This is a genomic window from Pseudomonas tohonis (assembly GCF_012767755.2).
Classification (GTDB): Bacteria; Pseudomonadota; Gammaproteobacteria; order Pseudomonadales; family Pseudomonadaceae; genus Metapseudomonas; species Metapseudomonas tohonis.
On the sequence record NZ_AP023189.1, the window covers coordinates 4,824,371 to 4,848,115 of the forward strand.

Below are 23,745 nucleotides of genomic sequence, written 5' to 3' on the forward strand. Positions count from 1 at the left end.
TACCTCCTCGTTCCGGCGCCCGCCTCGGCGGGTGCTCAGTTGCGTTCTTGTTCCAGGGCCCGGGCATCCCGGGTGGTCCTGATCACATGGGCCTCGCTGTTGCGCGAGTCCTTCCAGAAATCCAATTGCGCGTACTGCTCGAACAGGTCCGGCGGCAGCAGGGTGCGCCGCGCCGCCACTTCGACCTTGGGCCGCACCTTGTGCAGGCCGCGCAGGCCCAGGGCCTGGTCGAATTCCGGGGCGTCGTACTCGACATGCTCGAAGTCGTGCTCGAACCAGGGCTCGCCGAGGAACTCGTAGACCAGCCGCAGCACCCGCTCGGGCGTGGCCACCAGCAGGTCGTAGTCCACCAGCAGCAGGGAGCGGGCGTGCTCGCCGTAATAGGCATCCTTGAGCGCCGACCAGGGCAGGCCCACCAGGCGGTTGCGCTGGGCCAGGGTCTCGACCCGGCTGTAGACGGTGTTGCGCTCGTTATCGTCGTTGAACAGCTTGGTGATCTCGTACGGGTTGGCGCGGTAGAGCCGCTCGATGCTGTCCATCACCCAGGCGACGTTGCGCACGCAGGCGATCACCTTGGCCTGGGGGAACAGGTCCAGCAGGGCCGGCAGGCGGGCGCACCACTGGCGGTTGGTGTCGAAGATCACGTCCCGCCCGGCCTGGTCCGCGTAGTAGCTGCTGAACAGGCCGGCGAGCAGGCGCTTGCGCTGCTCCTGGGTCACCACCGGGCCGAACTCGCTCTCGGCGCCGAACTGCTTGAGCAGGGCCGAGAAGAAGCTGCCCACCGGGCTGGTCATGCCCGCGTGGAAACGCGGGTTCTGCCGCAGCAGCGCTGCCAGCAGCGTGGACCCCGAGCGTGGCAGCCCCGAGATGAAGTGGAAGGCGGGTGATGAATGGGCCATGGTCTGCGGTACGTCTGCCTGTCGATGAGTCACTGTCCGATCACGATGCCGCCGGTGCATCACTGCACCGGCGGCACAGGTCCATCAGTTGCGGGAGGGATAGACGCCTTCCAGCGCGATGATGAAGTTGATCCCGAGATAGGGGTTGCGGATGCCCACCGGCTGGCTGCCGCCGGCGACCTGCACCGTCACGTTGACGGTGCTGGGGTTGGTCAGCGGAACCGGGTCCGCCATCACGGTCGACCAGATGGCGGCGGCGGAAGCCGACCCACCGACGGAGCCGCCCAGTACGGAGTTGGTCGCACTCGGAGCCAGTGCCGGGCTGGTCGGCGTGCCGGCGGCGGAAATCGTGCTGGTGCCGGTGGCGACGTGGGTGTGCATCGGCATCTGGGTCTGCAGCAGGGTGACGTTCTCTACCCCGCCCACCTCACCCAGATCGATGGGCGACAGGCCGGGGCCCTGGAACTGGCCGACCGGCGAGCGGCCGCGCAGGTCCGGCAGGCCGTAGGTGGTCTGGCCATTACCGCCGTAGGTAGTGCCCAACAGGGAAAACAGTGCGGTGTTCTGCGAAATCGCCATGGTCTGCCCCATGCAGAACGCATAGCCACGGGGTGCGAAATTGCCACCGAACATCTTGATCTCACCGATGAAAGGATCCACGTGTTGACTCTCCTCTGGCTCTGGTTTGGCGCGCCCGAAAGGCTCGGCCGCGTTTACGTGCTTATTGTTGTGGGTTATGCCGGCCGGTCGGTGTGGAACACGGCCTGGAGTACGAGGCGCCCATCCTGGGTGGGCATTCCGGGGGTCAGCAGCAGCGCCCAGCCCTCCTCCCCCGGCAGGCCCAGGCGGTAGACGTCCTGGGGCAGGCTGCATTGGGCGGGCAGGGCGAAATGGGCGTGGTAGCACTGGTGCCGAGGGGTCATGCCGATGCCCTCCTCGACGGCGAGCAATTCGATGGGCAGCACCTGCTCCGGCGACAGCCAGAGGTGGAAAGGCTGGCCGACGGTCTCGGCGAGCAGCGCGAAGGAAGGCATCGGATGCATGGGCAACTCCTCAGGACAGGCCGGCCGGACGCTGCACAGGCACGGCCACGCCCTGCGGACTGCGAGGGGCGCGGCGCAACTTCAGGTACACACCGTTCTCGCCCACCACTTCGAAGCCATGACGGCTGTAGAGATGCTGGGCCGGGTTGTAGGACTCCACGTGCAGCCCCGCGCTGAGGCCTTCACGGTCGGCCCGTTCGAGAAATCGGCCCAGCAGCTCGCCGCCGATGCCACGGCCACAGGCCTCGGGCAGCAGGGCCAGGTCGATGATTTGCAGGTGGGTGTCGGTCCACAGCAGGTAGGCGCGGCCGATGGGCTGGCCGGCGTCCTCGATGACGTATTGCTCGGCATCGGGGTAGTGCGCCTGGTAGTAGCCGCACTGGGCCTCGAACTGCTGGTCGAGGAAGCGCTCGCAGCCCGCCTGGTCCCAGGGGGTGTGCTGCATCTCGTGGGCACGGGTGGTGCCGTACAGCGCCCGCAGGAAGGCGCGATCGGCCAGCGTTGCCAAGCGGAGGTTCAAGGTATGGAAAGACATACGACGTGCATCCTTGCTGGCCCGGGGAAAGAGCCTACAACTGTGGTTACATTTTCCCTCGACAGAGCATAGACGAGGATTTCAGTTGGCCACCATCGAAAAATCGCCGTTCGGCGGTTTGAACGATGAATGTGAAGCGGCATTCACAAGTGGCGGGGTGAAAACGCCTCCAGCGCCTCGAAGGGCGCACTCGCCCAGCGCTCCACAGCCGCCCGCGTGGCCTCGTCCGCCTCGTTGCGCTTGGCCTCGCCATCGGCACTGAAGGCGTGCCCGGGGCGCTTGGCATCACGCCCGGCCACGGCCTGCAGGTGCGGCACGGCAGCCGGGTCGATGCCCAGGAGCGGCCCCAGGCGACCCCAGAGGGCGTCGGGCAGCTCGCGGTAGTTCAGGGCCACCGCCTCGCCGGCCGAGCACAGGCCGAGCCCGGCCTGCAGCAGGTGGCCGACCATCCAGGCGAGGTAATCGCCGGGGGCCAGCGCCTCCCGACCGGGCAGGCCGTCCAGCCCGGAGGGGCCCAGCAGCCCGGGGACCGCGTGCAGCCCGGGCTGGCGCCGCTGGGACACCACCACCTCCAGCGGGTCGCGGTAGAGGAACAGGCACGGCACCTCGGGGTAGAGCCGGCGCAGCAGCTGCGCCTCGAACAGGTTCCAGGCGTCCAGCTTCACCACCAGGCGGGTCTCGTCGCCGCAGCGCCGCTGGCCATAGGCCGAGAACAAGGCGCGCACCGCGTCCGCCTGCCAGGCGGAGGCCGTGGGGTCGCGGTAGTGCGCGCGCAGCAGGGCATCCAGCGGCGGCGGCTCGGACAGCACCACGTGCCCGGGCAGGGCTCGCAGCAGCTGCGCCAGCAGGGTGGAGCCGCAACGGGAGGTGTGGAACACCAGCAGCGAAGGTTCCAGCCCGGGGCTGCGGGCCTGCCAGTCGAACAGCGCGTCCAGGCCGGTCTGGCGCCGCAGGGCCAGGTTGAACGGCAGGCGCAGCGACTCGTCCACGTCGTCGCTGAAGAAGGGCCGGACCAGGGGCGTGGCGCCGAACCACGCCCAGTCCAGCTGCCAGCTGCCACCCTGCTCGAAGGCACGGATCGGCAGCCACTCGGTGAAATCCAGCGGGGTCATCGCACGCTCCATTGCCGGCTCCAGTCCTGTCGTCCCTGGCGCATGGCCATGCGCACGTCCGCCTCGCCGAACACCAGCCCGAGGCCCTGGCCGGCGGCCACCGCCTCGCGGCAGAAGTCGGTGGGATCGGTGATCAGTTGCAGCGCATGGGCCAGCTCCGGGCGCTGCTGCACCTGCTCGTTGAACGCGGTGAAGGCGCGTACGCCCCGGCTCGGCTGCAGTTCCGGCGTGGTCGGCAACCCGTCGGAGAGGGCCTCGCGCAGGCGCGTATCCATCATGCAATCCAGCACCAGGTGGATGCGCGGGCCCGGGCCGGGGTTGTCCACCCGGTGCGGGCGGGACAGATCGATGAACCAGCATTCCCCCGGCGCCATCGGCACCTGCCGGCCGTCCACCAGGAACTCCACCCCGGGCGGGCTGAGCAGCGGCACGTGCAGGCGCAGCGGCCCTTCCGGCGCGCCCAGGTCGGGGTCGCAATGCTCGCGGATGCTGGCGCCGGCGCCCAGGCGCAGCAGGCGCGCGCTGCGCAGGCCCTCGCCGAACCGCTCGATCGCCACCTGCCAGGCCGGATCGGCCGCGCACAGGGCACTGCGGGCGATCGGGCCGAAGCCCGGCGCCAGGGGGATGGGCGCGTCCACCGCCGCCACCAGGTCGATGCCGCTCCAGTCGCCCTGGTAGTAGGCGGTGTTGAAGTGCGCCACCCAGGCCGTCGGGTCGATCCGCTCCAGGGCCGCCAGCAGCGGCGCCAGGTCGAAACGCCAGGGCAGGCGGGAACAGATCGGCAGGGTTACGTCCATGAAACCTTCCTTGGCAGAGGGGCTAGAAACCGCTTTCCCTGACACCCAACGCCGCCATGCGGCGCCAGGCGAAGCCCAGCAGTGATTGCCGGCTGCCCTCCAGCACCACCACGCCGCGCAGCGGCTGGTCGGGCGGCGGCAGGTCCTGCAGCAGGCTGAGGCGCACGCCGTACTGGGCCTGCACCGGCTCGGCGCGTTGCTGGGCATTGCGTCGCACGGCCACCTGGCCGTGGTGGTCGGAGGCCAGCGCCTCCAGTTCGAGGAAGGCGACGCCGGTGGTGTCCACTTCGTCCAGGCGCACCGGCAGGGCCAGCCGCGCCGGGTCGTCGGCGATGAAACGGCCTTCGGCGCCCGGCGCCACGCGCCAGAGGTTTTCCTCGGCCAGGTAGCCGCGCAGGCGCAGCCCGGGGGCGATCACCCGCGCCAGGGTCTCGCCGCTGTGCAGCCAGCGGCCGACCACCAGGTCCGGTGGCAGGTCGCGCACCACGCCGGCCAGGGGCGCACGCAGCTGCAGGCGCTCGCGCTGGGCGGCCAGGCCGCGGTACTCGGCCACGGCCTCGGCCAGTTGCTGCTCGATCACCCCGGTCTCGGCGGCGGTCTCGCTGCGCCCGGCCTGGCGTCGCAACTGCAACTGGAGGATGTCGATCTCGCGGCGGACGATGCCCTGGCGCGCGTCCAGGTCCGGGGACTCCAGCTCCACCAGCAGGGCGCCCTGCTCCACCGTGTCGCCGTCCTTCACCCGCACCGCCTTGACCCGCGCACCGATGGGCGCATGCAGGGTGCCGGTGCGCGCGGCCTCCAGCATGGCCGGCACGTCCACCGCGTTGCGCCAGGGCACCAGCAGCACCAGCACCAGCAGCCCCAGCGACGAGCCGGTGAGCAGCACCTTGCGCGGGTCGGCCTGGTCGCGGCGCTGCCACCACTCGCCGAATTCCTTCCAGATCGGCAGGCCGATGAACCACACCAGCTCCACCAGCATGAGGAAGATGCCCAACACCTTGAAGAACAGGTGGTAGACCGTCAGCGCGATGCCGAAGAACAGCACCGCGCGCCAGATCCAGGAACCGTAGCCCCACACCAGCAGGCGCTGGCGCAGCGGCTCTGGCCAGGGCTCGGGGGCCGGTTCGCCATAGCCGAACAGCGCCTCGCGCAGGCGCCAGCGGCACAGGGCGAAGGCGCGGTTCTGCAGGTTGTCCACGCCCCACAGGTCGCTGAGCAGGAAGTAGCCGTCGAAGCGCATGAAGGGGTTGAGGTTGATCGCCAGGGTGGTGATCCAGGTGGCGCTGGCCAGCATGAAGGCGGCGGTACGCGCCGGGCCGTCCGGCAGCAGCGACCAGGCCAGCAGCGCCAGCACCGCCAGCAGCAGCTCGGCCAGCACCCCGCCGGCACCGATCAGCAGCCGCGAGCGGCGGTCCTGCACCCGCCAGGCGTCGCTGACGTCGGTGTAGAACATCGGCAGCAGCACCATGAAGGCCAGGCCCATGCTCTGCACCCGGCACCCCGCGCGCTTGGCCATGAAGGCATGGCCGAACTCGTGGCAGAGCTTGGCGAAGGTCAGTGCGATGCCGAAGGCCAGGGCACCCCCGAAGCTGAACAGGTGCGGGAAGGTGGCGAGGAAACGCTCCCAGTCCCGGGCCACCAGGAACAGCCCGAGCAGCAGGACCACCGGCAGGCCGCGCCGCAGCAGCCAGGGGCCGTTGCGTTCCAGCACCGGCCAGGCGCGGTTGAGGAAGCGATCCGGCCGCCACAGCGGGATGCGGAAGAACAGGTACTGGTGCAGCACCTGCTGCCACAGGCTGTGGCGCGTGCTGGCGACCTTGAGGGCATAGCTGGCGCGCTGCTCCGGGTCGAGGGCGGCGATCAGGTCGTGCCCGCGCAAGAAGCGCAGCATCTGCTCCAGCTCGCCGGCCCCCAGGGGCGCGCCCGGCTCGGCGTTGGCGGCCGCCAGCACCTGCTGGGGCTCCCCCCGCGACCAATGGCGCAGCAGGCGGACGGCGGCGGCGCCGAGCTTGAAATAGCGGCCACGCAGGGGGTCGGCCAGGGTCCATTGCGGCGCCCCGTCACGATCCGGGGCGGCAGGCGACAGCTGCAGGTCGGGGCGCAGGGCGGGCAGCATCAGAACCCCAGGCCCTGGCGCAGCGCGGCCAGGGGCCGGCGCAACAGGTAGTAGGCCAGCGGCGCGCGGTCACCGAACAGCTTGGCGGTGCCGCGCAGGCCGATGCGGGGCGGGGCATCGGCGAAGGCGGCGTCGAGGCGATAGGCCAGTTGCCCGGCGGCGGTGGCCTGGGCCTCGTAGGCGGCGCGTTCCAGGCGCGCGTCGTGGCGGTTGAGCGGGTCGCTGTCGAGGAACAGCGCCACCTCGGCGCCGGGTTGCAGGGCGATGGCGTCACCCACCGGCAGCTCGATGCGCAGCTCGGCCTGGGCCGGGTCGGCGATCTGCATCAGCCGCTCGCCGGTCTGCACCGGCTTGCCGGTGAGGCGCTCGGCATCGGCGAACACGGCGATGCCGGCACGCTCGGCGCGAACTTCACTGCGGGCGAGCAGTTGCCTGGCGTAGTCGCGCTCGGCGCGCTTCTGTTCCACGCGTGCGGCCAGCAGGTCGATGCGGGCGCTGGATTCGGCATCGGCGAAGGCGCGCTGGCTGTTGGCCTTCAGCTCCGCCTCGGCCACCCCCAGGGCGCGCTCGGCGACATCGGCCTGGGCCTTGAGGGTGGTGGCGTCGAAGCGCACCAGCAGGTCGCCGGCGGCGACGCTCTGGTTGGGCTTGACGAGGAATTCGGCGATCACCCCGTCCAGCGGCGCAGCCACCACGCGGCCACCCTGGGGCACCACTTCGGCGGGTGCCAGCACCGATTGGCGCACCGGCACCAGCAGCATCAGGGCCAACGCGCCGGCCAGGGCCAGGAGCTTCTTCCTCGGCCAGCGCAGGCGCCAGGGCTTGCGCGGCTGCAGGGCCAGCCAGGCGTGCGCGTAGGTGTCGCCGAGCTGCACCAGCAGGGCCTGTTCGGCCTCGCTCCAGGGGGTGTCGCGGGCGATCCACAGGCCGCCGAAGACCTCGCCCTGGCGATCCTTCAACGGCAGCCAGAAGGCGTGGGCGGCGGACAGCGCCTGCCAGTCCTCGCGGCTGCTCTCGTCCAGGCTGCCGGGCTCGACGACGCCGGGCTCGCCCAGCTGGCCCGCAGCCAGGCGCTGGGCCGCCGCTCGCTCGACGAAGGCGACGAAGGGGGCATTGGGTTCCACCACGCTGATGCCGGTGAGCGCGCGGACCTTGCCGGTGATCAGCAGCGCGGCATGGCGGTAGCCGAACACGCCCTGCCCGTCGTTGACCATGGCGAAGGCCAGCTGCGAGGAGGTCCCGGCCTTGCGGGCCTGGGCCTGGAGGCCGAGGAAGACCGCGAAGACCCGCTCGGCGAAACCGGGCAGCGGCGCGTTCATCGGCTCTCCGGGAAGCGTGCGCTGCCGCTCATGCCGGCCAGCAGGCCGGGCGCGTCCTCGGGCAGGGCGCCGATCAGCAGCAGGGTCTGGCTGCCTTCGTCGATGCGCGCACCGAGGCGCTTGACCGTGGCCTTGAGCGCCTTGCCGGTCTCGTCGGGTACGAATTCGAAGGGTTCACCGGGCTTGAGCGCGCCGAGCCAGCGGGATGGCACCAAGAGGTGGATCTCCAGGGTGCGGTTGTCCACCACCTCCAGCAACGGTGCGCCGCTGGGCACGCTTTCGTGGGGCTGCACGCGACGCGAGACCACCTGGCCATCGAAGGGCGCCTTCACCTGGCAACGCTGCACCTGCACCTGGTAGACCTGGGCTTCCGCCTGGGATTGCGCCTGGCGCGCCTCGGCCAGGGCGACCTCGAAGCGGCCGACGGAATTGAGCGCGGCCAGCTGCTGCTTGTTCTTCAGTTCCTCGCGGGCGGCACGGGTGGCGGCGTTGGCGGCATTGAGCTGGGCCTGGTAGGCGGCGCAGTCGAAGCGCACCAGCACCTCGCCCTTCTTGAAGGCCTGGCCTTCGGCATAGGGCATCTCGGTGATGCGCCCGGCCAGCTCGCTGGCCAGCACGGCCTGGTCACGAGCGCGCAACACGCCGCGGGCGGCGCTGCCGGGGGTGGCGGACGCTGCGGGCGCATCGAGCAACGGGTCCGGCGCCGGCACGTCCTGCGCCCCGGCACTCATCACCAACCCCATCAGGCCGAACAACGTCCACAGCATGCGATTCATAACAGTCCTTCCCTGGGTCACAGACCCGCGAGTCTATTGGAGCTGTAGGACAATAGGAATCTAGGTGACGGACGCTTCTACGGATATTGGCCGGATAGGACTGCGCGGCTGCGCTGGGCCTGGTGGTTGAGCCGAGACAAGAAGCCCAACGTGCCGAAGCCGACGCCTGCGCCGTCGGGCCTTGCTGCGCTCGGCGCCAACCAACGGTGCGAGGCAGGTCAGACCATGTCCAGTCGCTGCTTGCGCGTCGGCGCCGGGTAGGCGCGGTCGATCAGGGCGAGGTCGTCGGCACTCAGGCGCAACTCGCCGGCGCGGGCGTTCTGCCGGATATGCACGGGATCGACCGCCTTGGGGATGACGATCACGCCGTCCTGGCGCAGCGCCCAGGCCAGGGCGACCTGCGCCGGGGTGGCCTCGTGGCGGCGGGCGACTTCCAGCAACGCCGCATCCCGCAGCAGGCTGCCGCCCTGCCCCACCGGGCAGTAGGCCATGAGCGGCATGCGCTGGCGTTGCTGGCTCGGCAGCAGGTCGAACTCGATACCGCGCGACTCGGGGTTGTACAGCACCTGGTTGGCGGCGCAGCCAGCGGGCAGGTCCTGCATGTCGGCCAGGTCGAAGTTGGAGACGCCCCAGCGCAGGATCTTGCCCCGCTCGCGCAGGCGCTCGAAGCCTTCCACCGTTTCCTCCAGCGGATGCTCGCCCGGCCAGTGCAGCAGGTAGAGGTCGATGCGGTCGGTGCCCAGGCGCTTGAGGCTGCGTTCGCAGGCCTGTTCGACGCCCGTGCGGCTGGCGTTCCACGGGTACACCTTGCTGACCAGGAAGACCTGCTCGCGATGCCCCGCGATGGCCTCGCCCACCACCTGCTCCGCGCCGCCCTCGGCGTACATCTCGGCGGTGTCGATCAGGCTCATGCCCAACTCCAGGCCCAGGCGCAGCCCGGCGACTTCGCGGGCGCGCTGGTCGGGGCGCTCGCCCATGTGCCAGGTGCCCTGGCCGATGGCGGGCACGGCGGCGCCGTCGGGGAAGGTGATGCTGCCCATGGTGGTCCTCCTCAGAAGTGAATCTCTTCGGCCTGCTGCAGGCGCATGGGGTTCCGTGGCTGGATGAATTCGCCCCAGACCCAGTTGTGGTGGGCGACTATCGCCTCGGCACTCTGGTGCGGCCGGTCGCGGGTGGTATGCGCATCGCTGGCCAGGATGACGTTGAAGCCCTCGCTGGCGGCGCGGCGGATGGAGGTATCGACGCAGAACTCCGTGGCGTAGCCGGTCACCACCAGGTCGGTGACGTAGAGCTTCTCCAGGGTGGACTTGAGCTCGGTCTCGAAGAAGGCGTCGCAGGCGGTCTTGCGCAGCACCCAGTCGTTGTCGCCGCGCTCCAGGCCCGGATGCAGCTGCCAGCCGATGCAGCCGGGCTCCAGCTCGCTGCCGGGCTCGCCGTCGTGCTGCACGTAGATCACCGGCACGCCGGCGCTGCGTGCACGGTCGGCCAGGCGGTTGATCCGCTCCAGCACCTGCCCGGCGCGCCAGGGCTCGGGGGTGGTGAGGAACAGCCCCGCCTGCATGTCCACGACCAGCAATGCCTTGCTCATTTCCACTCCTTGAATGCACGCATCGAAACGCGCGGATAGTGCGGCTTCCCGCCGCTTCGGTAAAGCCGTGCGTCGGAGCGGGCACGACCGTCTGTCTTGCGTGGGGAAACTCGCCCCGGGGCCGCAGTCAGAACCATCAGGACCCACCGCTCGCCCACTCCGGGCGGGACTTGCCGCGAGTAAGCCGCCATGCAGACAGGACGCGACCTGCGTATCGATTTCTTCCGAGGGCTGGCCCTGGTGTTCATCTTCTGGGACCACATCCCGCACAACCCTCTCGGCCAGGTCACGCCACGCAACTTCGGTTTCAGCGACGCGGCGGAGATCTTCGTCTTCCTCGCCGGCTACGCGGCCGTGCTCGCCTACGGCAAGCTGCTGCTGCGCGACGGCTACGCGGTGGCCTGCCTGCGCGTACTGCGCCGCGTGTGGGTGCTGTACGTCGCCCACATCTTCCTGCTCGCGGTGCTCATGGGGGTGGTGTTCTACACCAACAACCATGTGGACAGCCGCAACTTCATCAATGAAATGGGCCTGGACTACTTCCTCGCCAACCCGCAACAGGCGCTGATCGACGAGCTGCTGCTGCGCTTCAAGCCCAACCTGATGGACCCCCTGCCGTTGTACGTCGTGCTGCTGGCCGGGCTGCCGCTGATCCTGCCGCTGCTGATGCGCTGGAGCTACGCCGCCCTGGCGCTCTCGGGGGCGCTGTACCTCTGCGCGCCCTGGTGGAACCTCAGCTCCCACCCGGGTGGCGAATGGTTCTTCAACCCGCTGGCCTGGCAATTCCTCTTCGTGCTCGGCGGCGTCGCCGCGCGCCATGCCCAGGCCCGCCCGGCCGATGCGCCGCCGGCCACCTGGAAGTCGCCGCTGTTCTTCGCCGCCGCCGGCTACCTGGTGTTCAGCGCCGTGGTCGCCCTCAGCTGGAAGGTGCCGGGCCTGCATGACGCCTGGATGCCGAAGTGGCTGGGCGATGTGCTCTATCCGCTGGACAAGACCGATCTGTCGCCCCTGCGCCTGCTGCACTTCCTCGCCCTCGCCCACTGCGTGGCCGTGCTGCTGCCGCGCACGGACTGGCTGACCCGCTGGCCGGCCCGCGAGGTGTGCCGCATGGGCATGCATTCGCTGGAAGTGTTCTGCCTCAGTGTGCTGCTGGCGCCGCTGGCCGATGCCATCGCCACGCTCTATGCGCTTAACGCCGTGGGCCAGGTGGCGCTGGCCTGCGCCGGCGTGCTGCTGATGTCGGCCCTGGCGGGCTGGCTGGACCTGAGCAACCGCCTCAACCAGCGCAAGCCGCCGAAGGCCACGCCGGTGCGCCTGGCCAACCCGGGCTACGGGGCACCCCGCACCTTCTACCGCATTCAGCCCTGAGGCCGGGCGATCAACAGCAGCGACAGCGGCAGGCCGCTGCCGGGGTGGCGGGGCTCGTGCAGCGCTTCCAGCACCAGGCCGCTGCGCCCCAGCAACGCCAGCCAGGATTCCAGGGTGCGGAAATACCAGGGCATCGGCTCGGTGAAGGCGCCCTCGAAGGCGGCGAAGGTCTCCAGGCGCCAGCCATCGCGATAGCCTTGCTCGCCGGCGGCGCTCCAGGGGTGGACGGTCTGCAGCAGCAGGGCGCCGCCGGGCGCAAGGGCCCGGGTGATGGCCGCCAGCAGCGGCTGCAGGTCCTCGTCCAGCAAGGCGAAATTGCACACCACGGCATCGAAGCGGCCGAAGCGCAGGGGCTGTTCGGCGAGGCCGCGGTAGTCACAGCATTCGAAACGGCCGCCTGCTGCCCGGGCCAGCTCCACCAGCGCGGGCGACGCGTCCACGCCCAGCGCCCCGATGCCCCGCTCGCCCAGCGCGCGGCACAGCCACCCCTCGCCGCAACCCAGGTCCAGCACCCGCTGCGGGGCGCGCGCCTCGATCGCCTCGAGCATCGCCCGGTCGGTCGCCACGCGGCGGCTTTCGATGCGTCCGCCACGGACGGCGTCGCTCCAGGCAGCGGCGTTGGCGCGCCAGCTGCGCTCGATCTGCTGCCGGTTATCGTCTGACATGGCTGTTCGCCTCGTATTCCGTCGTTTCGGAGCGCTCTCCGGTTCCCAGCTACTACGCTTTGTACAAGAGCGGTAACGCGCCAGCCAGGCCATCGATCATGGGCGTCCTATGGCAAACCGACGCATCGTCCACCCAGGTACCCAAAGGTAGCCTCGAAGACGTGACCTCGCGCTCCCGTCGTCCCCGCCGCAAGAAGCACCGCCTGGCGTTCTGGAGCTTCATGCTCGTATCCGCCGCTTTCCTCGGCTACGCCACCCGCGAAGAGATGCGCAGCTCCTGGCTGCAGTCCCGGGAAATCAGCCGCTACGCCGCCACCCTCACCTACCGCCTCGACGAAGGCCCCAGCGACGCCATCCTCTACCCCCACGACGGGCCCTTCGACAAGCGCCTGGGCTACGTCTACCTGCCGCAGATGCTGCAGCGCCTCGACGCGCGCGGCTATGCCATCCGCCGGCAGGTGCGTTTCTCCCCGGCACTGATGGACTACAGCCGCCATGGCCTGTTCCCGCCGTACCGGGAGAAGGTCCAGGCGGGCATCGACATCGCCGACTGCCGGGGCGAGCCGCTGTACCGCTTCAGCTACCCGCAACAGCTGTATGCCGGTTTCTCCGCCATCCCGCCGCTGCTCACCAGCAGCCTGCTGTTCATCGAGAACCGCCAACTGCTGGCCGACCAGCCCCTGGCCAACCCGGCGGTGGACTGGCCGCGCTTCGTCAAGGCGGCGCTGACCCAGGCCGGCAAGGTGCTCGACATGCCCGGCCAGAGCGCCGGCGGCAGCACCCTGGCGACCCAGCTGGAAAAGTACCGCCACTCGCCCTCCGGCCTCACCCTCTCGGCGGGCGAGAAGATCCGCCAGATGGCCTCGGCCAGCGTGCGCGCCTACCAGGGCGGCCCCGAGACCCTGGCCGCTCGCCAGCGCGTGGTGCTCGACTACCTCAACAGCGTGCCGCTCTCCGCGGTGCCGGGCCACGGCGAGGTGCACGGCATGGCCGATGGCTTGCGGGTCTGGTACGGCGCCGACTTCGAACGCACCAACCGCCTCCTCGCCGAGGACCAGGAAGAGCCCGAGCGCCTGCAGGCGCGGGGCCAGGCGTTGCGCGAGGTGGTGTCGCTGATGATCGCCCAGCGCCGGCCCTCCTTTTACCTGTCACGCGGGCGCGAGGAGCTGGAGGCGCTGACCGACAGCCACCTGCGCCTGCTGGGCAACGCCGGTGTACTGCGCCCGGCCCTGGGCCGGGCCGCGCTGGAGGCGCGCCTGGGCTTCCGTGACCTGCAGCAGGAGCCGGCGCTGTCGCGCATCGAAGGCAACAAGGGCGTCAGCCTGGCGCGGGCGCGCCTGTCGAGCCTGCTGCAGATGCCGCTGTACGACCTCGACCGCCTCGACCTCGCCGCCAGCAGCAGCCTGCAGGGCGAGCTGCAGCAGGCCGTCACCACCTACCTGCACGATCTCGCCGAACCGGCGTTCGCCGAGCAGGCCGGGCTGTTCGGCGAGCGCCTGCTGTCGCCGGAGAAGACCCGCGAGGTGCGCTACAGCTTCACCCTCTTCGAGCGCACCCCCTCGGGCAACCAGGTGCGCGTGCAGACCGACAACACCGACCAGCCCTTCGACATCAACGAGGGCAGCAAGCTGGAGCTGGGCTCCACCGCCAAGCTGCGGGTGCTGGCCACCTACCTCGACTACATCGCCGCGCTGCACGCGCGCTACGGCGCGATGCCCGAGGCGGAGCTGCGCAAGGTGCGGGTCGACCCGCTGGACGCCCTGAGCCGCTGGGCCCTGGACTACCTGGCCGGCGCCAGCGACCGCAGCCTGGCGCCGATGCTGGCGGCGGCGCTGGACCGCACCTACTCGGCCAGCCCCTTCGAGCGCTTCTTCACCGGCGGCGGGCTGCACACCTTCAGCAACTTCCGCAAGGAGGACAACGGCCGCAACCCGAGCCTGCGCGATGCCCTGCGCGAGTCGATCAACCTGCCCTTCGTACGCCTGTTGCGCGACATCGTGCGCCACGACATCTACCGCCCCGACGGCGGCAAGGTGGCGCTGCTGTCCGACGACAAGGACCCACGCCGCCAGGGCTACCTGGACCTGTTCGTCTCCCGCGAGAGCCAGACCTACCTGCTGCGCTTCTGGAACAAGTACAAGGGCAAGGATGCCGACGAGCGCATGGCCACCTTCCTCGACGGCCTGCGCCCCTGGGCCTCGCGCCTCGCGGCCATCCACCGCTACCTGCAACCCCAGGCCGACCGCGCCACCTTCGCCGCCTTCATGCGCGAGCGCCTGCCCGACGAAGCGCTGGGCGACAAGCGCCTCGACCAGCTCTACGACCGCTACGGCCCCGGGGCCTTCAACCTCAACGACCAGGGCTACGTGGCGCGGGTGCACCCGCTGGAGCTGTGGTTGCTGGCCTACCTGCAGGGCCACCCGCAGGCGACCTACCGCGAGGCGGTGGAAGCCAGCGGCGGGCCCCGCAGCGAGGTGTATGGCTGGCTGTTCAAGTCGCAACGCAAGAACGCGCGGGACAAGCGCATCCGCATCATGCTGGAGGTGGAGGCCTTCCTCGACATCCACCAGCAGTGGCGCCAGCTGGGCTACCCGTTCGACCACCTCGTGCCGTCGCTGGCCACCGCGCTGGGCAGCTCCGGCGACCGCCCGGCGGCGCTGGCGGAACTGATGGGGATCATCGTCAACGACGGCGTGCGCCTGCCCACGGTGCGCATCGACCGCCTGCACTTCGCCGCCGACACGCCCTACGAAACCCAGCTCAGCCATGCGGCGGTGCCGGGCAAGCGGGTGATGGCCTCGGAAGTGGCGACGGCGCTGCGCGAGGCGCTCTCGCAGGTGGTCGACGCCGGCACCGCGCGGCGCCTGCAGGGCACCTTCACCCAGCCCGACGGCAAGCCGCTGGTGATGGGCGGCAAGACCGGCACCGGCGACAACCGCCTGCAGACGGTGGGGCGCGGCGGCCAGGTGATCAGCTCCAAGGCGCTGAACCGCACCGCCACCTTCGTCTTCTACCTGGGGCCCCGGCACTTCGGCACGCTGACCGCCTACGTGGCAGGCAGCCAGGCCTCGAACTTCCGCTTCACCTCGGCGCTGCCGGTGCAGGTGATGAAGGGCATGGCGCCCATCCTCCAGCCCTACCTGGAACCCGGCCGCGCCACCCTGTGCCAGATGCCGGAAGCCTCGGTGCAGGCCAGCCGGCTCTGAGGGCTCACTCCTGGCGGCGACGCACGTCGATGAACAGCGACTCGACCTTCTCCCGCGCCCAGGGCGTCTTGCGCAGGAAGGTCAGGCTCGACTTGATGCTCGGGTCGCTCTTGAAGCAGCGGATATCGATGCGCTTGGCCAGGCCGTCCCAACCGTACTTGGCGACCAGCTCTTCGAGGATCTTCGCCAGGGTCATGCCGTGCAGGGGGTCTTGGGAGCTCACGTAAAGGCCTCGATGGGGTGGGAAAGCGTGGCAGCTTAGGGCAATGGCCATGCCTTGCGAAGGGTCGATGCACAGGAAACTCCCGTAGGGGCGACTCCAGTCGCCAAGCGGCGCGCAGCGCCGCCCTTGTGGGAGCGAATTCATTCGCGATGCCTTGCGCTTTCGTAGGATGGCGTAGAGCGAAGCGAAACCCATCGATGCGCGGTTTCAGAAACTGCTACGTACCGCGCTCGACTCCGTCTGGTGGAGGTAAAAAGCGACCTCCACCCTACATACCGGTCACAACCGAGCAGCGGCCTGTCACTTCAACCCCGCTACCCCGGCGATGATCAGCGCCACCGACAGCAGCTTCATGGGGGTGATGGACTCGCCCAACAGCGCCACGCCGAGGATGACGGTGCCGAGGGTGCCGATGGCGGTCCAGATCGGGTAGGCGACGCTCACCGGCAGCACGCGCATGGCCAGGGTCAGGAAGTAGATGCCGGCGATGGCCGCCAGCACCACCAGGGCGCTGGGCAGCGGTTGGGTGAAGCCGTTGGCGTACTTCATGCTCATGGCGAAGAGCACTTCGAAGAACGCCGCGATCAGCAGGAACAGCCAGGCCATGGCGACCTCCTCAGAAGACCTCGGCCAGTTCCACCAGGGCGCGCTCGGCACGCTGGTAGGACTGCTGGAAGGCGTCGCCGCCGAACTCGTCGTTCTCCACCGCCACCACGCTGACGTCGGTGATGCCGATGTAGCCCAGCACGTCGCGCAGGTAGGTGTCGGCGTGGTTCATGTGGGCGTTGACGCCGCCGGGGCCGTAGCCATGGTCGCCTCGGGTGGTGATGATCAGCGCCTTGCGCCCCAGCACCAGCGGCGTGTAGGGGTTGCCCGGGCGGCTCGGGTCGAAGTCGAAGGTGCGGCGGATGCGCACGATCTGGTCGACCCAGGCCTTGACCCCGCTGGGCACGCCGAAGTTGTACATGGGCGCCGAGATCACCAGGCGGTCGGCGGCGAACAGCTCGTCCACCAGCAGGTCGCTCAGGGCCAGGTCGGCCTTCATCACCTCGGTGCGGTTCTCCGGTTCGGGGTGGAAGGCGGCGGCGATCCAGCCTTCGGTGACCGCCGGGATGGGCGAACGCCCGACCTCGCGGCGCACCACCTGCCGATCGGCGTCCCGGCCCTGCCAGGCGGTGAGGAAAGCCTCCTGCAGGCGCCGCGAGTGGGAACGCTCGCCACGGGGGCTGCCCTGGATGGAAAGAATACGGCTCATCTGTAGCTCCTGCTTCCGGTTGTCTTCATCAAGCCGGTGACCGGCCTGAACACAGGAACTAAGCTAGGGCCAGCCGTATTTCCGGACAAATGACCCTTAGTTCACCAGGATGAATCCATTTCATCCGTGGAGCCCAGATGTTCGCCAACCTGCCCCTGACCGCCCTGCGCACCTTCGAGTCCGCCGCCCGCCTGCTGAGCTTCAAGGCCGCCGCCGAGGAACTGGCGGTGACGCCGACGGCGGTGTCCCACCAGATCCGCAGCCTGGAAGGCTGGCTCGGTGTGCCGCTGTTCGAGCGCCTGCCCCGCAGCGTGCGCCTGACCGACTGCGGCCAGCAGCTGTTCGGCAGCCTGCACGGGGCGTTGCTGGACGTGACCCAGACCCTCGACCAGTTGCGCCCGCAACGCAGCGGCGGCCAGTTGACGCTCTCCACCACGCCGGCCTTCGCCGCGCTCTGGCTGATTCCCCGGCTGGGGCGCTTCTATGCCGCCCACCCGGCCATCAGCCTGCGCCTGGACACCCGCAACACCCTGGTTGACCTGCACCAGGACGCCAGTGTCGACCTGGTGATCCGCTACGGCACCACGCACTACCCCAGCCTGCACAGCCAGTGCCTGCTCGACGAGTGCTTCGGCGTCTACGGCGCCCCGGCCCTGGTCGCCAGCCTGGGCCGGGCGGTGCCGACGCTGATCACCATCCGCTGGCACAACGCGCAGCTCTATGAACTGGGCTGGAAGGCCTGGTGCCAGGCCGCCGGTGAGGAGCGCCTGCTGGAAACCGCGGCGCAACGCGAATACGAGGAGGAGCACTACGCCCTGCAAGCCGCCGTCGCCGGCCAGGGGCTGGTGCTGGCGAGCTCCATCCTGGTCTCCGAGAGCGTCGCCAACGGCCTGCTGGTGCCCTACCGGCCGGAGATCAGCGTCGAGGGCGCGGGCTATTCCACCCTCTGCGTCCCCGGCCGCGAGCGGCACCCACCGGTGAAGGCGTTCTTCGACTGGTTGAGCCGCGAATGCGGTTCGATACGGCAGCCATGAGCCCGCTTGCAGCTTGCACGGGGCGGCCACGGCCGACGCTCGAATGTGGCGGATTTCCGCCACCACACCACGACAAAGGGGCGGATTTTCGCCATTTCCAACCCGCCCGGTTTCGCGGCCAAACGCCTGGAGGCCCGAGCACCCGGCCCTGCCCGCGCGTCTGGTACGGGACTTGCCATCGGATCGCCAGCGAGCCGACAAGAACAAGACTGGCCGTGATCAAGGTACTGACCGCTTTCCCTCTGGCCAGCGCCTAGACTTGCTCTTGTCAGCCGTAGTAGCGCTCCCCGCGCATGGATCTGCTTACAACTACAAGAGGAAGCCCCATGTTCAAACCCACCCTCAAGGCTCTCGCCTGCGCACTCGCCCTGGGTGCCGCCAGCCTGGCGCACGCTGCCGACCCCATCGTCATCAAGTTCTCCCATGTCGTCGCCGAACACACGCCGAAAGGCCAGGGCGCACTGCTGTTCAAGAAGCTCGCGGAGGAGCGCCTGGCCGGCAAGGTCAAGGTCGAGGTCTACCCCAACTCCTCGCTCTTCGGTGACGGCAAGGAAATGGAAGCGCTGCTGCTGGGCGACGTGCAGATGATCGCGCCGTCGCTGGCCAAGTTCGAGCAGTACACCAAGCAGGTGCAGCTGTTCGACCTGCCCTTCCTGTTCAACGACATCCAGGCCGTCGACCGCTTCCAGCTCAGCCCCGAGGGCCAGGGCCTGCTGAAGTCCATGGAAAGCAAGAACATCACCGGGCTGGGCTATTGGCACAACGGCATGAAGCAGCTCTCGGCCAACAAGCCCCTGCGCGAGCCCAAGGACGCGCGCGGCCTGAAGTTCCGCGTGCAGGCCTCCGCCGTGCTCGAGGAGCAGTTCAAGGCCGTGCGCGCCAACCCGCGCAAGATGAGCTTCGCCGAGGTCTACCAGGGCCTGCAGACCGGCGTGGTCAACGGCGCCGAGAACCCCTGGTCGAATATCTACTCGCAGAAGATGCATGAAGTGCAGAAGTACATCACCGAGTCCAACCACGGTGTGCTCGACTACATGCTGATCACCAACACCAAGTTCTGGAACGGCCTGCCGCCGGATGTGCGCAGCGAGCTGGAGAAGATCACCCAGGAAGTCACCGTCGAGGTGAACAAGCAGGCCGAGGCGCTCAACCAGGGCGACAAGCAGCGCATCATCGAGGCCAAGACCAGCGAGATCATCGAGCTCACCCCCGAGCAGCGCAACGAGTGGCGCGACGCGATGAAGCCGGTGTGGAAGAAGTTCGAAGGCGAGATCGGCGCCGACCTGATCAAGGCCGCCGAAGCGGCCAACCAGGCCCAGTAAACGCCGGCCGGCGCGGGCCCACCGCGCCGGCACCGCTTCCACAGCTCGGGAGACGCCATCCATGAACACCCTAAGGCGCGTCTGGGACCACTTCGAGGAAGGCTTCATCGCCTTCCTCCTGGCGGCCATGACGCTGGTCACGTTCGTCTACGTGATCCTCAACAACCTCTACACCCTGTTCTACAGCCTCGCCGACCGCTGGGAGGGCGCGAGCGAGCGCCTCTTCGCCATCGGCGACAGCATCATGGGCATGGCCCAGGCCATGACCTGGAGCACCTCGCTGACCAAGGCCCTGTTCGCCTGGCTGATCTTCTTCGGCCTCTCCTACGGCGTGCGCACCGCCGGCCACATCGGCGTCGACGCCCTGGTCAGGCTCACCCCACGCAAGGTTCAACGCATCATCGGCATCATCGCCTGCCTCTGCTGCCTGGCCTACGCCGGCCTGCTGGGCGTGGCCAGCTTCGAGTGGGTGCAGACCCTGTTCACCGCCGCCATCGGCGCGGAAGACCTCGGGCACTACGGCGTCATGCAATGGCATATCGCCCTGATCGTGCCGCTCGGCTTCGCCATGGTGTTCATCCGCTACGGCGAAATCCTCGTGCGCCTGCTGCAGAACCGGCAGACCGGCCTCGGCCTGGCCGACGAAGCCGCCGATGCGCTGAAACTCACCGAGCACGAGGAAGGCAAGCAATGACCATCCTGTTCCTCTTCCTGCTGCTGTTCCTGCTGATGTTCATCGGCGTGCCCATCGCCATTTCCCTGGGCCTGGCGGGCTCGGTGACCATCATGCTGTTCAGCCCCGACTCGGTGCGCTCGCTGGCGATCAAGCTGTTCGAGACCTCCGAGCACTACACCCTGCTGGCCATCCCCTTCTTCCTGCTGGCCGGCGCCTTCATGACCACCGGCGGCGTGGCCAAGCGCCTGATCGACTTCGCCAACGCCTGCGTCGGCCACATCCGTGGCGGCCTGGCCATCGCGGCGGTGCTGGCATGCATGCTGTTCGCCGCACTCTCGGGCTCCAGCCCCGCCACGGTGGCCGCGGTGGGCTCCATCGCCATCGCCGGCATGGTGCGCTCGGGCTATCCGCAGGCGTTCGGCGCCGGCATCGTGTGCAACGCCGGCACCCTGGGCATCCTCATTCCGCCGTCCATCGTGATGGTGGTCTACGCCGCCGCCACCGAAACCTCGGTGGGCAAGCTGTTCATGGCCGGCGTCGTCCCCGGCCTGCTGCTGGGCGTGGTGCTGATGGTGGCGATCTACATCATCGCGGTGAAGAAGAACCTGCCGGCGATGCCCCGCGCCACCTTCCGCGAATGGCTCAGCGCCGCGCGCAAGGCGATCTGGGGCCTGCTGCTGATGGTGATCATCCTCGGCGGCATCTACTCCGGCATGTTCACCCCCACCGAGGCCGCGGCCGTGGCCGCCGTCTACTCGGCCTTCATCGCCCTGTTCGTCTACAAGGACATGAAGCTCAGCGAGGCGCCGAAGGTGCTGCTGGAGTCGGGCAAGCTGTCGATCATGCTGATGTTCATCATCGCCAACGCCATGCTCTTCGCCCACGTGCTGACCACCGAGCAACTGCCCCAGCAGATCACCGCCTGGGTCATCGAAGCGGGGCTCACCCCCTTCATGTTCCTGCTCATGGTCAACATCGTGCTGCTGGTGGCCGGCGCCTTCATGGAGCCCTCGGCGATCATCCTGATCCTCGCGCCCATCCTCTTCCCCATCGCCATGAAGCTGGGCATCGACCCGATCCACCTCGGCATCATCATGGTCGTGAACATGGAGATCGGCCTGATCACCCCGCCCGTGGGGCTCAACCTGTTCGTCACCTCCGCGGTGACGGGCATGCCGCTCACCTCCACCATCCGCGCCGCCATGCCCTGGCTAATGATCCTGCTGGTCTTCCTGCTGTTCATCACCTACGTGCCCTGGATCTCCCTGGCACTGCCCACCTGGCTGGGCATGAGCTGATCCTCCGCGATACGACCAGGCCCGGCCTTGCGCCGGGCCCTTCCCTTCCACGACGTGCCACTCGCCCCGCCTCCGTGGGGCGGGGATTTGCGCGGGCATAAAAAAACGGCCCGGGTCCGAGGACGAGGGCCGTTGAAGCACTATCAAACTCTTAGCTGCCCGGGCTCTGCGGCCCGGGCGCTCTAGGCATCAGGCGCTGGCGTCCTGGTATTCCTTCTCGGCTTCGTCGAAGCGCTTGATCATCGCGGCGGAGGGGCCGTTGCCGATGCGGCTGAAGATCAGGATGCCGAGGGTGGCGAGGATGAAGCCCGGGATGATTTCGTACAGGCCGGTCCATCCGAGGAGGTTCTTCCACAGGATCACGGTGACGGCGCCCAGCATCATGCCCGCCAGGGCACCGTTGCGGGTCATGCCCTTCCACACCAGGGAGAGGATCACCACCGGGCCGAAGGCGGCACCGAAGCCGGCCCAGGCGTAGGACACCAGGCCCAGCACCTTGCTCTCGGGGTTGGAGGCGATGGCGATGGCGATCACGGCCACCAGCAGCACCATGGCGCGGCCGACCCAGACCAGTTCGTTCTGGCTGGCGTTCTTGCGGAAGAAGGCCTTGTAGAAGTCTTCGGTCAGGGCGCTGGAGCACACCAGCAGCTGGCAGCTCAGGGTGGACATCACGGCCGCCAGGATGGCGGACAGCAGCACGCCGGCAACCCAGGGGTTGAACAGCAGCTTGGCCAGTTCGATGAACACGCGCTCGGGGTTGGCGGTGACCGGGCCGGCCACTTCCGGGTGAGCGGAGAAGTAGGCGATGCCGAAGAAGCCGACGGCGACCGCGCCGCCCAGGCAGGCGATCATCCAGATCATGGAGATGCGGCGGGCGTTGGGGATGGACTTCACCGAATCGGCGGCCATGAAGCGCGCCAGGATGTGCGGCTGACCGAAGTAGCCCAGGCCCCAGGCCATCAGCGAGATCACGCCGATGAAGGTGGCGCCCTTGAGCATGTCGAAGTGGGCGGCGTCCTGCAGTTCGATGGCTGCGAAGGTCGGCTCGATGCCGCCGTTGATCATCATCACCACGACCGGGGTGAGGATCAGGGCGAAGATCATCAGGGTCGCCTGCACGGTGTCGGTCCAGCTCACCGCCAGGAAGCCACCGACGAAGGTGTAGGCGATGGTGGCGGCGGCACCGGCCCACAGCGCGGTCTCGTAGGACAGGCCGAAGGTGCTTTCGAACAGGCGGGCGCCGGCGACGATGCCGGAGGCGCAGTAGATGGTGAAGAACACCAGGATCACCACGGCGGAGAAGATGCGCAGGACGCGGCTGTTGTCTTCGAAGCGGTTGGTGAAGAAGTCCGGCAGGGTCAGGGCGTTGCCGTTGTGCTCGGTCTGCACGCGCAGGCGGCCGGCCACCAGCAGCCAGTTGAGGTAGGCACCGACGATCAGGCCGATGGCGATCCAGGCCTCGGACAGGCCGGAGAGGTAGATGGCGCCCGGCAGGCCCATCAGCAGCCAGCCGCTCATGTCGGAAGCGCCGGCCGACAGCGCGGTGACGAAGCTGCCGAGGCTGCGGCCACCGAGGATGTAGTCGGAAAGGTTGTTGGTGGAGCGATAGGCCGCGAAGCCGATCAGCACCATGGCAGCGATATAGATCACGAAGGTGATCAGCATCGGGTTGCTCATACTCATTGGGGGTCTCCCCTGTCGTTTGTTGTTATTGAGACGCGACGGGTATTCCGCATCTCTCTGGTTGGCATTTGGCAGTTGCTCGTGGCAATTACCGATTGGTTTGCGGGCCCGGCGCAACCCTTGGGGTGCAACCTCTGCCCGTCATCGGTGCTCAGGCGTCATGCCTCGCCGCAGGACGAGACGCCGAGCCACCCGGACTGCACCGGGTCGTCCTGGTCCGGTCTGGCTACGTCGGATCGCCTCCCGGTCAAGTGTCGACCCGGGCGCGCGAAAGGGACAGCGGAATGTAGAGAGCGCAGGCCGCCTTTTCTTTCGAAAAGCTCCGGAGTTATTGCCAAATTCTCTGACTGTCCGACAAGACGTGCAACCCGGTTGCACCATAAGGTGCAACCACCGCTCTGCAATGCTACTTGTGGATGACCTGACCGCGCATCGGAGCGAGGCGCGCGAGCAGGCGATTCTGCGTGCGGCTGGCGATGCCCTCGGCATCCATGGCGTCCTGCAGGTTCTCGACCAGGGCGTTGAAGTCGCTTTCGGTGAGCTGCTGGCCCTTGTGGCTCTCCTCCATGCTGTCGCCGGTGTACCGGCAGGGGCCGCCGGCCTCGACGCAGAACTGCTCCACCAGCTTGTCGCGCAGGCGCTCGATGTCGATGTTGCGGAAATGCTCGACGATGCGCGGGTCCCCGGCGATGTTCAGCAGCATCCCTTCGACGATGCGGGTGATGCCGGCCTTGCCGCCCAGTTCCTGGTAGAGGCTGTCATCCCCGGGTGGCTGCTGGGCACAGGCGGCCACCAGGGCCAGGGCGGCGGCGATGAGCAGGCGGTGCATG

The 23,745-nt window shown here is 68.7% G+C and carries 23 protein-coding genes; 6 read left to right on the forward strand and 17 right to left on the reverse strand.

What is annotated here, in order from left to right; all coding sequences use genetic code 11:
- Window positions 1-35: 35 nt before the first annotated feature.
- The 11 genes from HSX14_RS21845 to HSX14_RS21895 all read right to left on the reverse strand — a co-directional run bounded on the left by HSX14_RS21845 (window position 36) and on the right by HSX14_RS21895 (window position 10,185).
- A complete protein-coding gene (locus tag HSX14_RS21845; protein WP_173172154.1) occupies window positions 36-899 on the reverse strand; it encodes a sulfotransferase family protein in 864 nt (287 codons plus the stop codon).
- 84 nt (window positions 900-983) lie between these two features.
- Entirely contained in the window at window positions 984-1,532 is a 549-nt protein-coding gene (locus tag HSX14_RS21850; RefSeq protein WP_173172445.1) for a phage tail protein, read from the reverse strand.
- Between the two features lie 101 nt (window positions 1,533-1,633).
- The gene (locus HSX14_RS21855) at window positions 1,634-1,942 is read right to left on the reverse strand and encodes a DUF6916 family protein (protein ID WP_173172152.1); all 309 of its coding nucleotides are present in this window, start codon (window positions 1,940-1,942) and stop codon (window positions 1,634-1,636) included.
- Between the two features lie 10 nt (window positions 1,943-1,952).
- Entirely contained in the window at window positions 1,953-2,477 is a 525-nt protein-coding gene (locus tag HSX14_RS21860) for a GNAT family N-acetyltransferase (RefSeq protein ID WP_173172150.1), read from the reverse strand.
- A 143-nt stretch (window positions 2,478-2,620) separates the two neighbouring features.
- Window positions 2,621-3,589 carry a sulfotransferase family protein gene (locus HSX14_RS21865; RefSeq protein WP_173172148.1) on the reverse strand — a complete coding sequence of 323 codons (969 nt, stop codon included), beginning with the start codon at window positions 3,587-3,589 and terminating at the stop codon, window positions 2,621-2,623.
- A complete protein-coding gene (locus tag HSX14_RS21870) occupies window positions 3,586-4,386 on the reverse strand; it encodes an aspartyl/asparaginyl beta-hydroxylase domain-containing protein (protein ID WP_173172146.1) in 801 nt (266 codons plus the stop codon). Before HSX14_RS21870 ends, HSX14_RS21865 begins: the two co-directional genes overlap by 4 nt.
- A gap of 22 nt (window positions 4,387-4,408) precedes the next feature.
- Entirely contained in the window at window positions 4,409-6,505 is a 2,097-nt protein-coding gene (locus tag HSX14_RS21875) for an efflux RND transporter periplasmic adaptor subunit (RefSeq protein WP_173172443.1), read from the reverse strand.
- Window positions 6,502-7,821: an efflux RND transporter periplasmic adaptor subunit gene (locus tag HSX14_RS21880; protein ID WP_173172144.1), complete on the reverse strand. Its 1,320-nt coding sequence runs from the start codon at window positions 7,819-7,821 to the stop codon at window positions 6,502-6,504. Before HSX14_RS21880 ends, HSX14_RS21875 begins: the two co-directional genes overlap by 4 nt.
- On the reverse strand, window positions 7,818-8,597 hold the full coding sequence (locus HSX14_RS21885) for an efflux RND transporter periplasmic adaptor subunit (RefSeq protein WP_173172142.1): 780 nt from the start codon (window positions 8,595-8,597) through the stop codon (window positions 7,818-7,820). The genes HSX14_RS21880 and HSX14_RS21885 overlap by 4 nt, the downstream gene beginning before the upstream one ends.
- Before the next feature lie 218 nt (window positions 8,598-8,815).
- On the reverse strand, window positions 8,816-9,637 hold the full coding sequence (locus HSX14_RS21890; protein WP_173172140.1) for an aldo/keto reductase: 822 nt from the start codon (window positions 9,635-9,637) through the stop codon (window positions 8,816-8,818).
- An 11-nt stretch (window positions 9,638-9,648) separates the two neighbouring features.
- Entirely contained in the window at window positions 9,649-10,185 is a 537-nt protein-coding gene (locus tag HSX14_RS21895) for a cysteine hydrolase family protein (protein ID WP_173172138.1), read from the reverse strand.
- A gap of 189 nt (window positions 10,186-10,374) precedes the next feature.
- Between HSX14_RS21895 and HSX14_RS21900 the strand changes: the two genes are divergently transcribed.
- The gene (locus HSX14_RS21900; RefSeq protein ID WP_173172136.1) at window positions 10,375-11,553 is read left to right on the forward strand and encodes an OpgC family protein; all 1,179 of its coding nucleotides are present in this window, start codon (window positions 10,375-10,377) and stop codon (window positions 11,551-11,553) included.
- Here HSX14_RS21900 and HSX14_RS21905 read toward each other — a convergent pair.
- On the reverse strand, window positions 11,544-12,218 hold the full coding sequence (locus HSX14_RS21905) for a class I SAM-dependent methyltransferase (protein ID WP_173172134.1): 675 nt from the start codon (window positions 12,216-12,218) through the stop codon (window positions 11,544-11,546). The two genes, HSX14_RS21900 and HSX14_RS21905, sit on opposite strands and share 10 nt — an antisense overlap.
- A gap of 98 nt (window positions 12,219-12,316) precedes the next feature.
- Between HSX14_RS21905 and HSX14_RS21910 the strand changes: the two genes are divergently transcribed.
- Window positions 12,317-15,424, forward strand: a complete 3,108-nt coding sequence (locus HSX14_RS21910; RefSeq protein WP_173172132.1) for a transglycosylase domain-containing protein — start codon at window positions 12,317-12,319, stop codon at window positions 15,422-15,424.
- A 4-nt stretch (window positions 15,425-15,428) separates the two neighbouring features.
- On the opposite strand, the gene HSX14_RS21915 is transcribed toward HSX14_RS21910, so the two are convergent.
- From HSX14_RS21915 to HSX14_RS21925, 3 genes are all read right to left on the reverse strand, one after another.
- Complete coding sequence (locus tag HSX14_RS21915; protein ID WP_031288793.1) at window positions 15,429-15,620, reverse strand: VF530 family protein; 192 nt, start codon at window positions 15,618-15,620, stop codon at window positions 15,429-15,431.
- A gap of 327 nt (window positions 15,621-15,947) precedes the next feature.
- Window positions 15,948-16,253 carry a DMT family transporter gene (locus HSX14_RS21920; RefSeq protein WP_111260538.1) on the reverse strand — a complete coding sequence of 102 codons (306 nt, stop codon included), beginning with the start codon at window positions 16,251-16,253 and terminating at the stop codon, window positions 15,948-15,950.
- A gap of 10 nt (window positions 16,254-16,263) precedes the next feature.
- Window positions 16,264-16,902: an FMN-dependent NADH-azoreductase gene (locus tag HSX14_RS21925; RefSeq protein ID WP_173172130.1), complete on the reverse strand. Its 639-nt coding sequence runs from the start codon at window positions 16,900-16,902 to the stop codon at window positions 16,264-16,266.
- A 137-nt stretch (window positions 16,903-17,039) separates the two neighbouring features.
- Between HSX14_RS21925 and HSX14_RS21930 the strand changes: the two genes are divergently transcribed.
- From HSX14_RS21930 to dctM, 4 genes are all read left to right on the forward strand, one after another.
- Complete coding sequence (locus tag HSX14_RS21930) at window positions 17,040-17,936, forward strand: LysR substrate-binding domain-containing protein (protein ID WP_173172128.1); 897 nt, start codon at window positions 17,040-17,042, stop codon at window positions 17,934-17,936.
- 326 nt (window positions 17,937-18,262) lie between these two features.
- Window positions 18,263-19,258, forward strand: a complete 996-nt coding sequence (gene dctP, locus HSX14_RS21935) for a C4-dicarboxylate TRAP substrate-binding protein DctP (protein WP_173172126.1) — start codon at window positions 18,263-18,265, stop codon at window positions 19,256-19,258.
- A gap of 61 nt (window positions 19,259-19,319) precedes the next feature.
- Complete coding sequence (locus HSX14_RS21940) at window positions 19,320-19,952, forward strand: TRAP transporter small permease (protein ID WP_173172124.1); 633 nt, start codon at window positions 19,320-19,322, stop codon at window positions 19,950-19,952.
- Window positions 19,949-21,232: a C4-dicarboxylate TRAP transporter large permease protein DctM gene (gene dctM / locus HSX14_RS21945; protein ID WP_173172122.1), complete on the forward strand. Its 1,284-nt coding sequence runs from the start codon at window positions 19,949-19,951 to the stop codon at window positions 21,230-21,232. Before HSX14_RS21940 ends, dctM begins: the two co-directional genes overlap by 4 nt.
- A gap of 189 nt (window positions 21,233-21,421) precedes the next feature.
- Here dctM and putP read toward each other — a convergent pair whose 3' ends face one another.
- A complete protein-coding gene (putP, locus tag HSX14_RS21950) occupies window positions 21,422-22,915 on the reverse strand; it encodes a sodium/proline symporter PutP (protein WP_173172120.1) in 1,494 nt (497 codons plus the stop codon).
- A 406-nt stretch (window positions 22,916-23,321) separates the two neighbouring features.
- Window positions 23,322-23,744, reverse strand: a complete 423-nt coding sequence (locus HSX14_RS21955; protein ID WP_173172118.1) for a group I truncated hemoglobin — start codon at window positions 23,742-23,744, stop codon at window positions 23,322-23,324.
- Between the last annotated feature and the right edge of the window lies 1 nt (window position 23,745).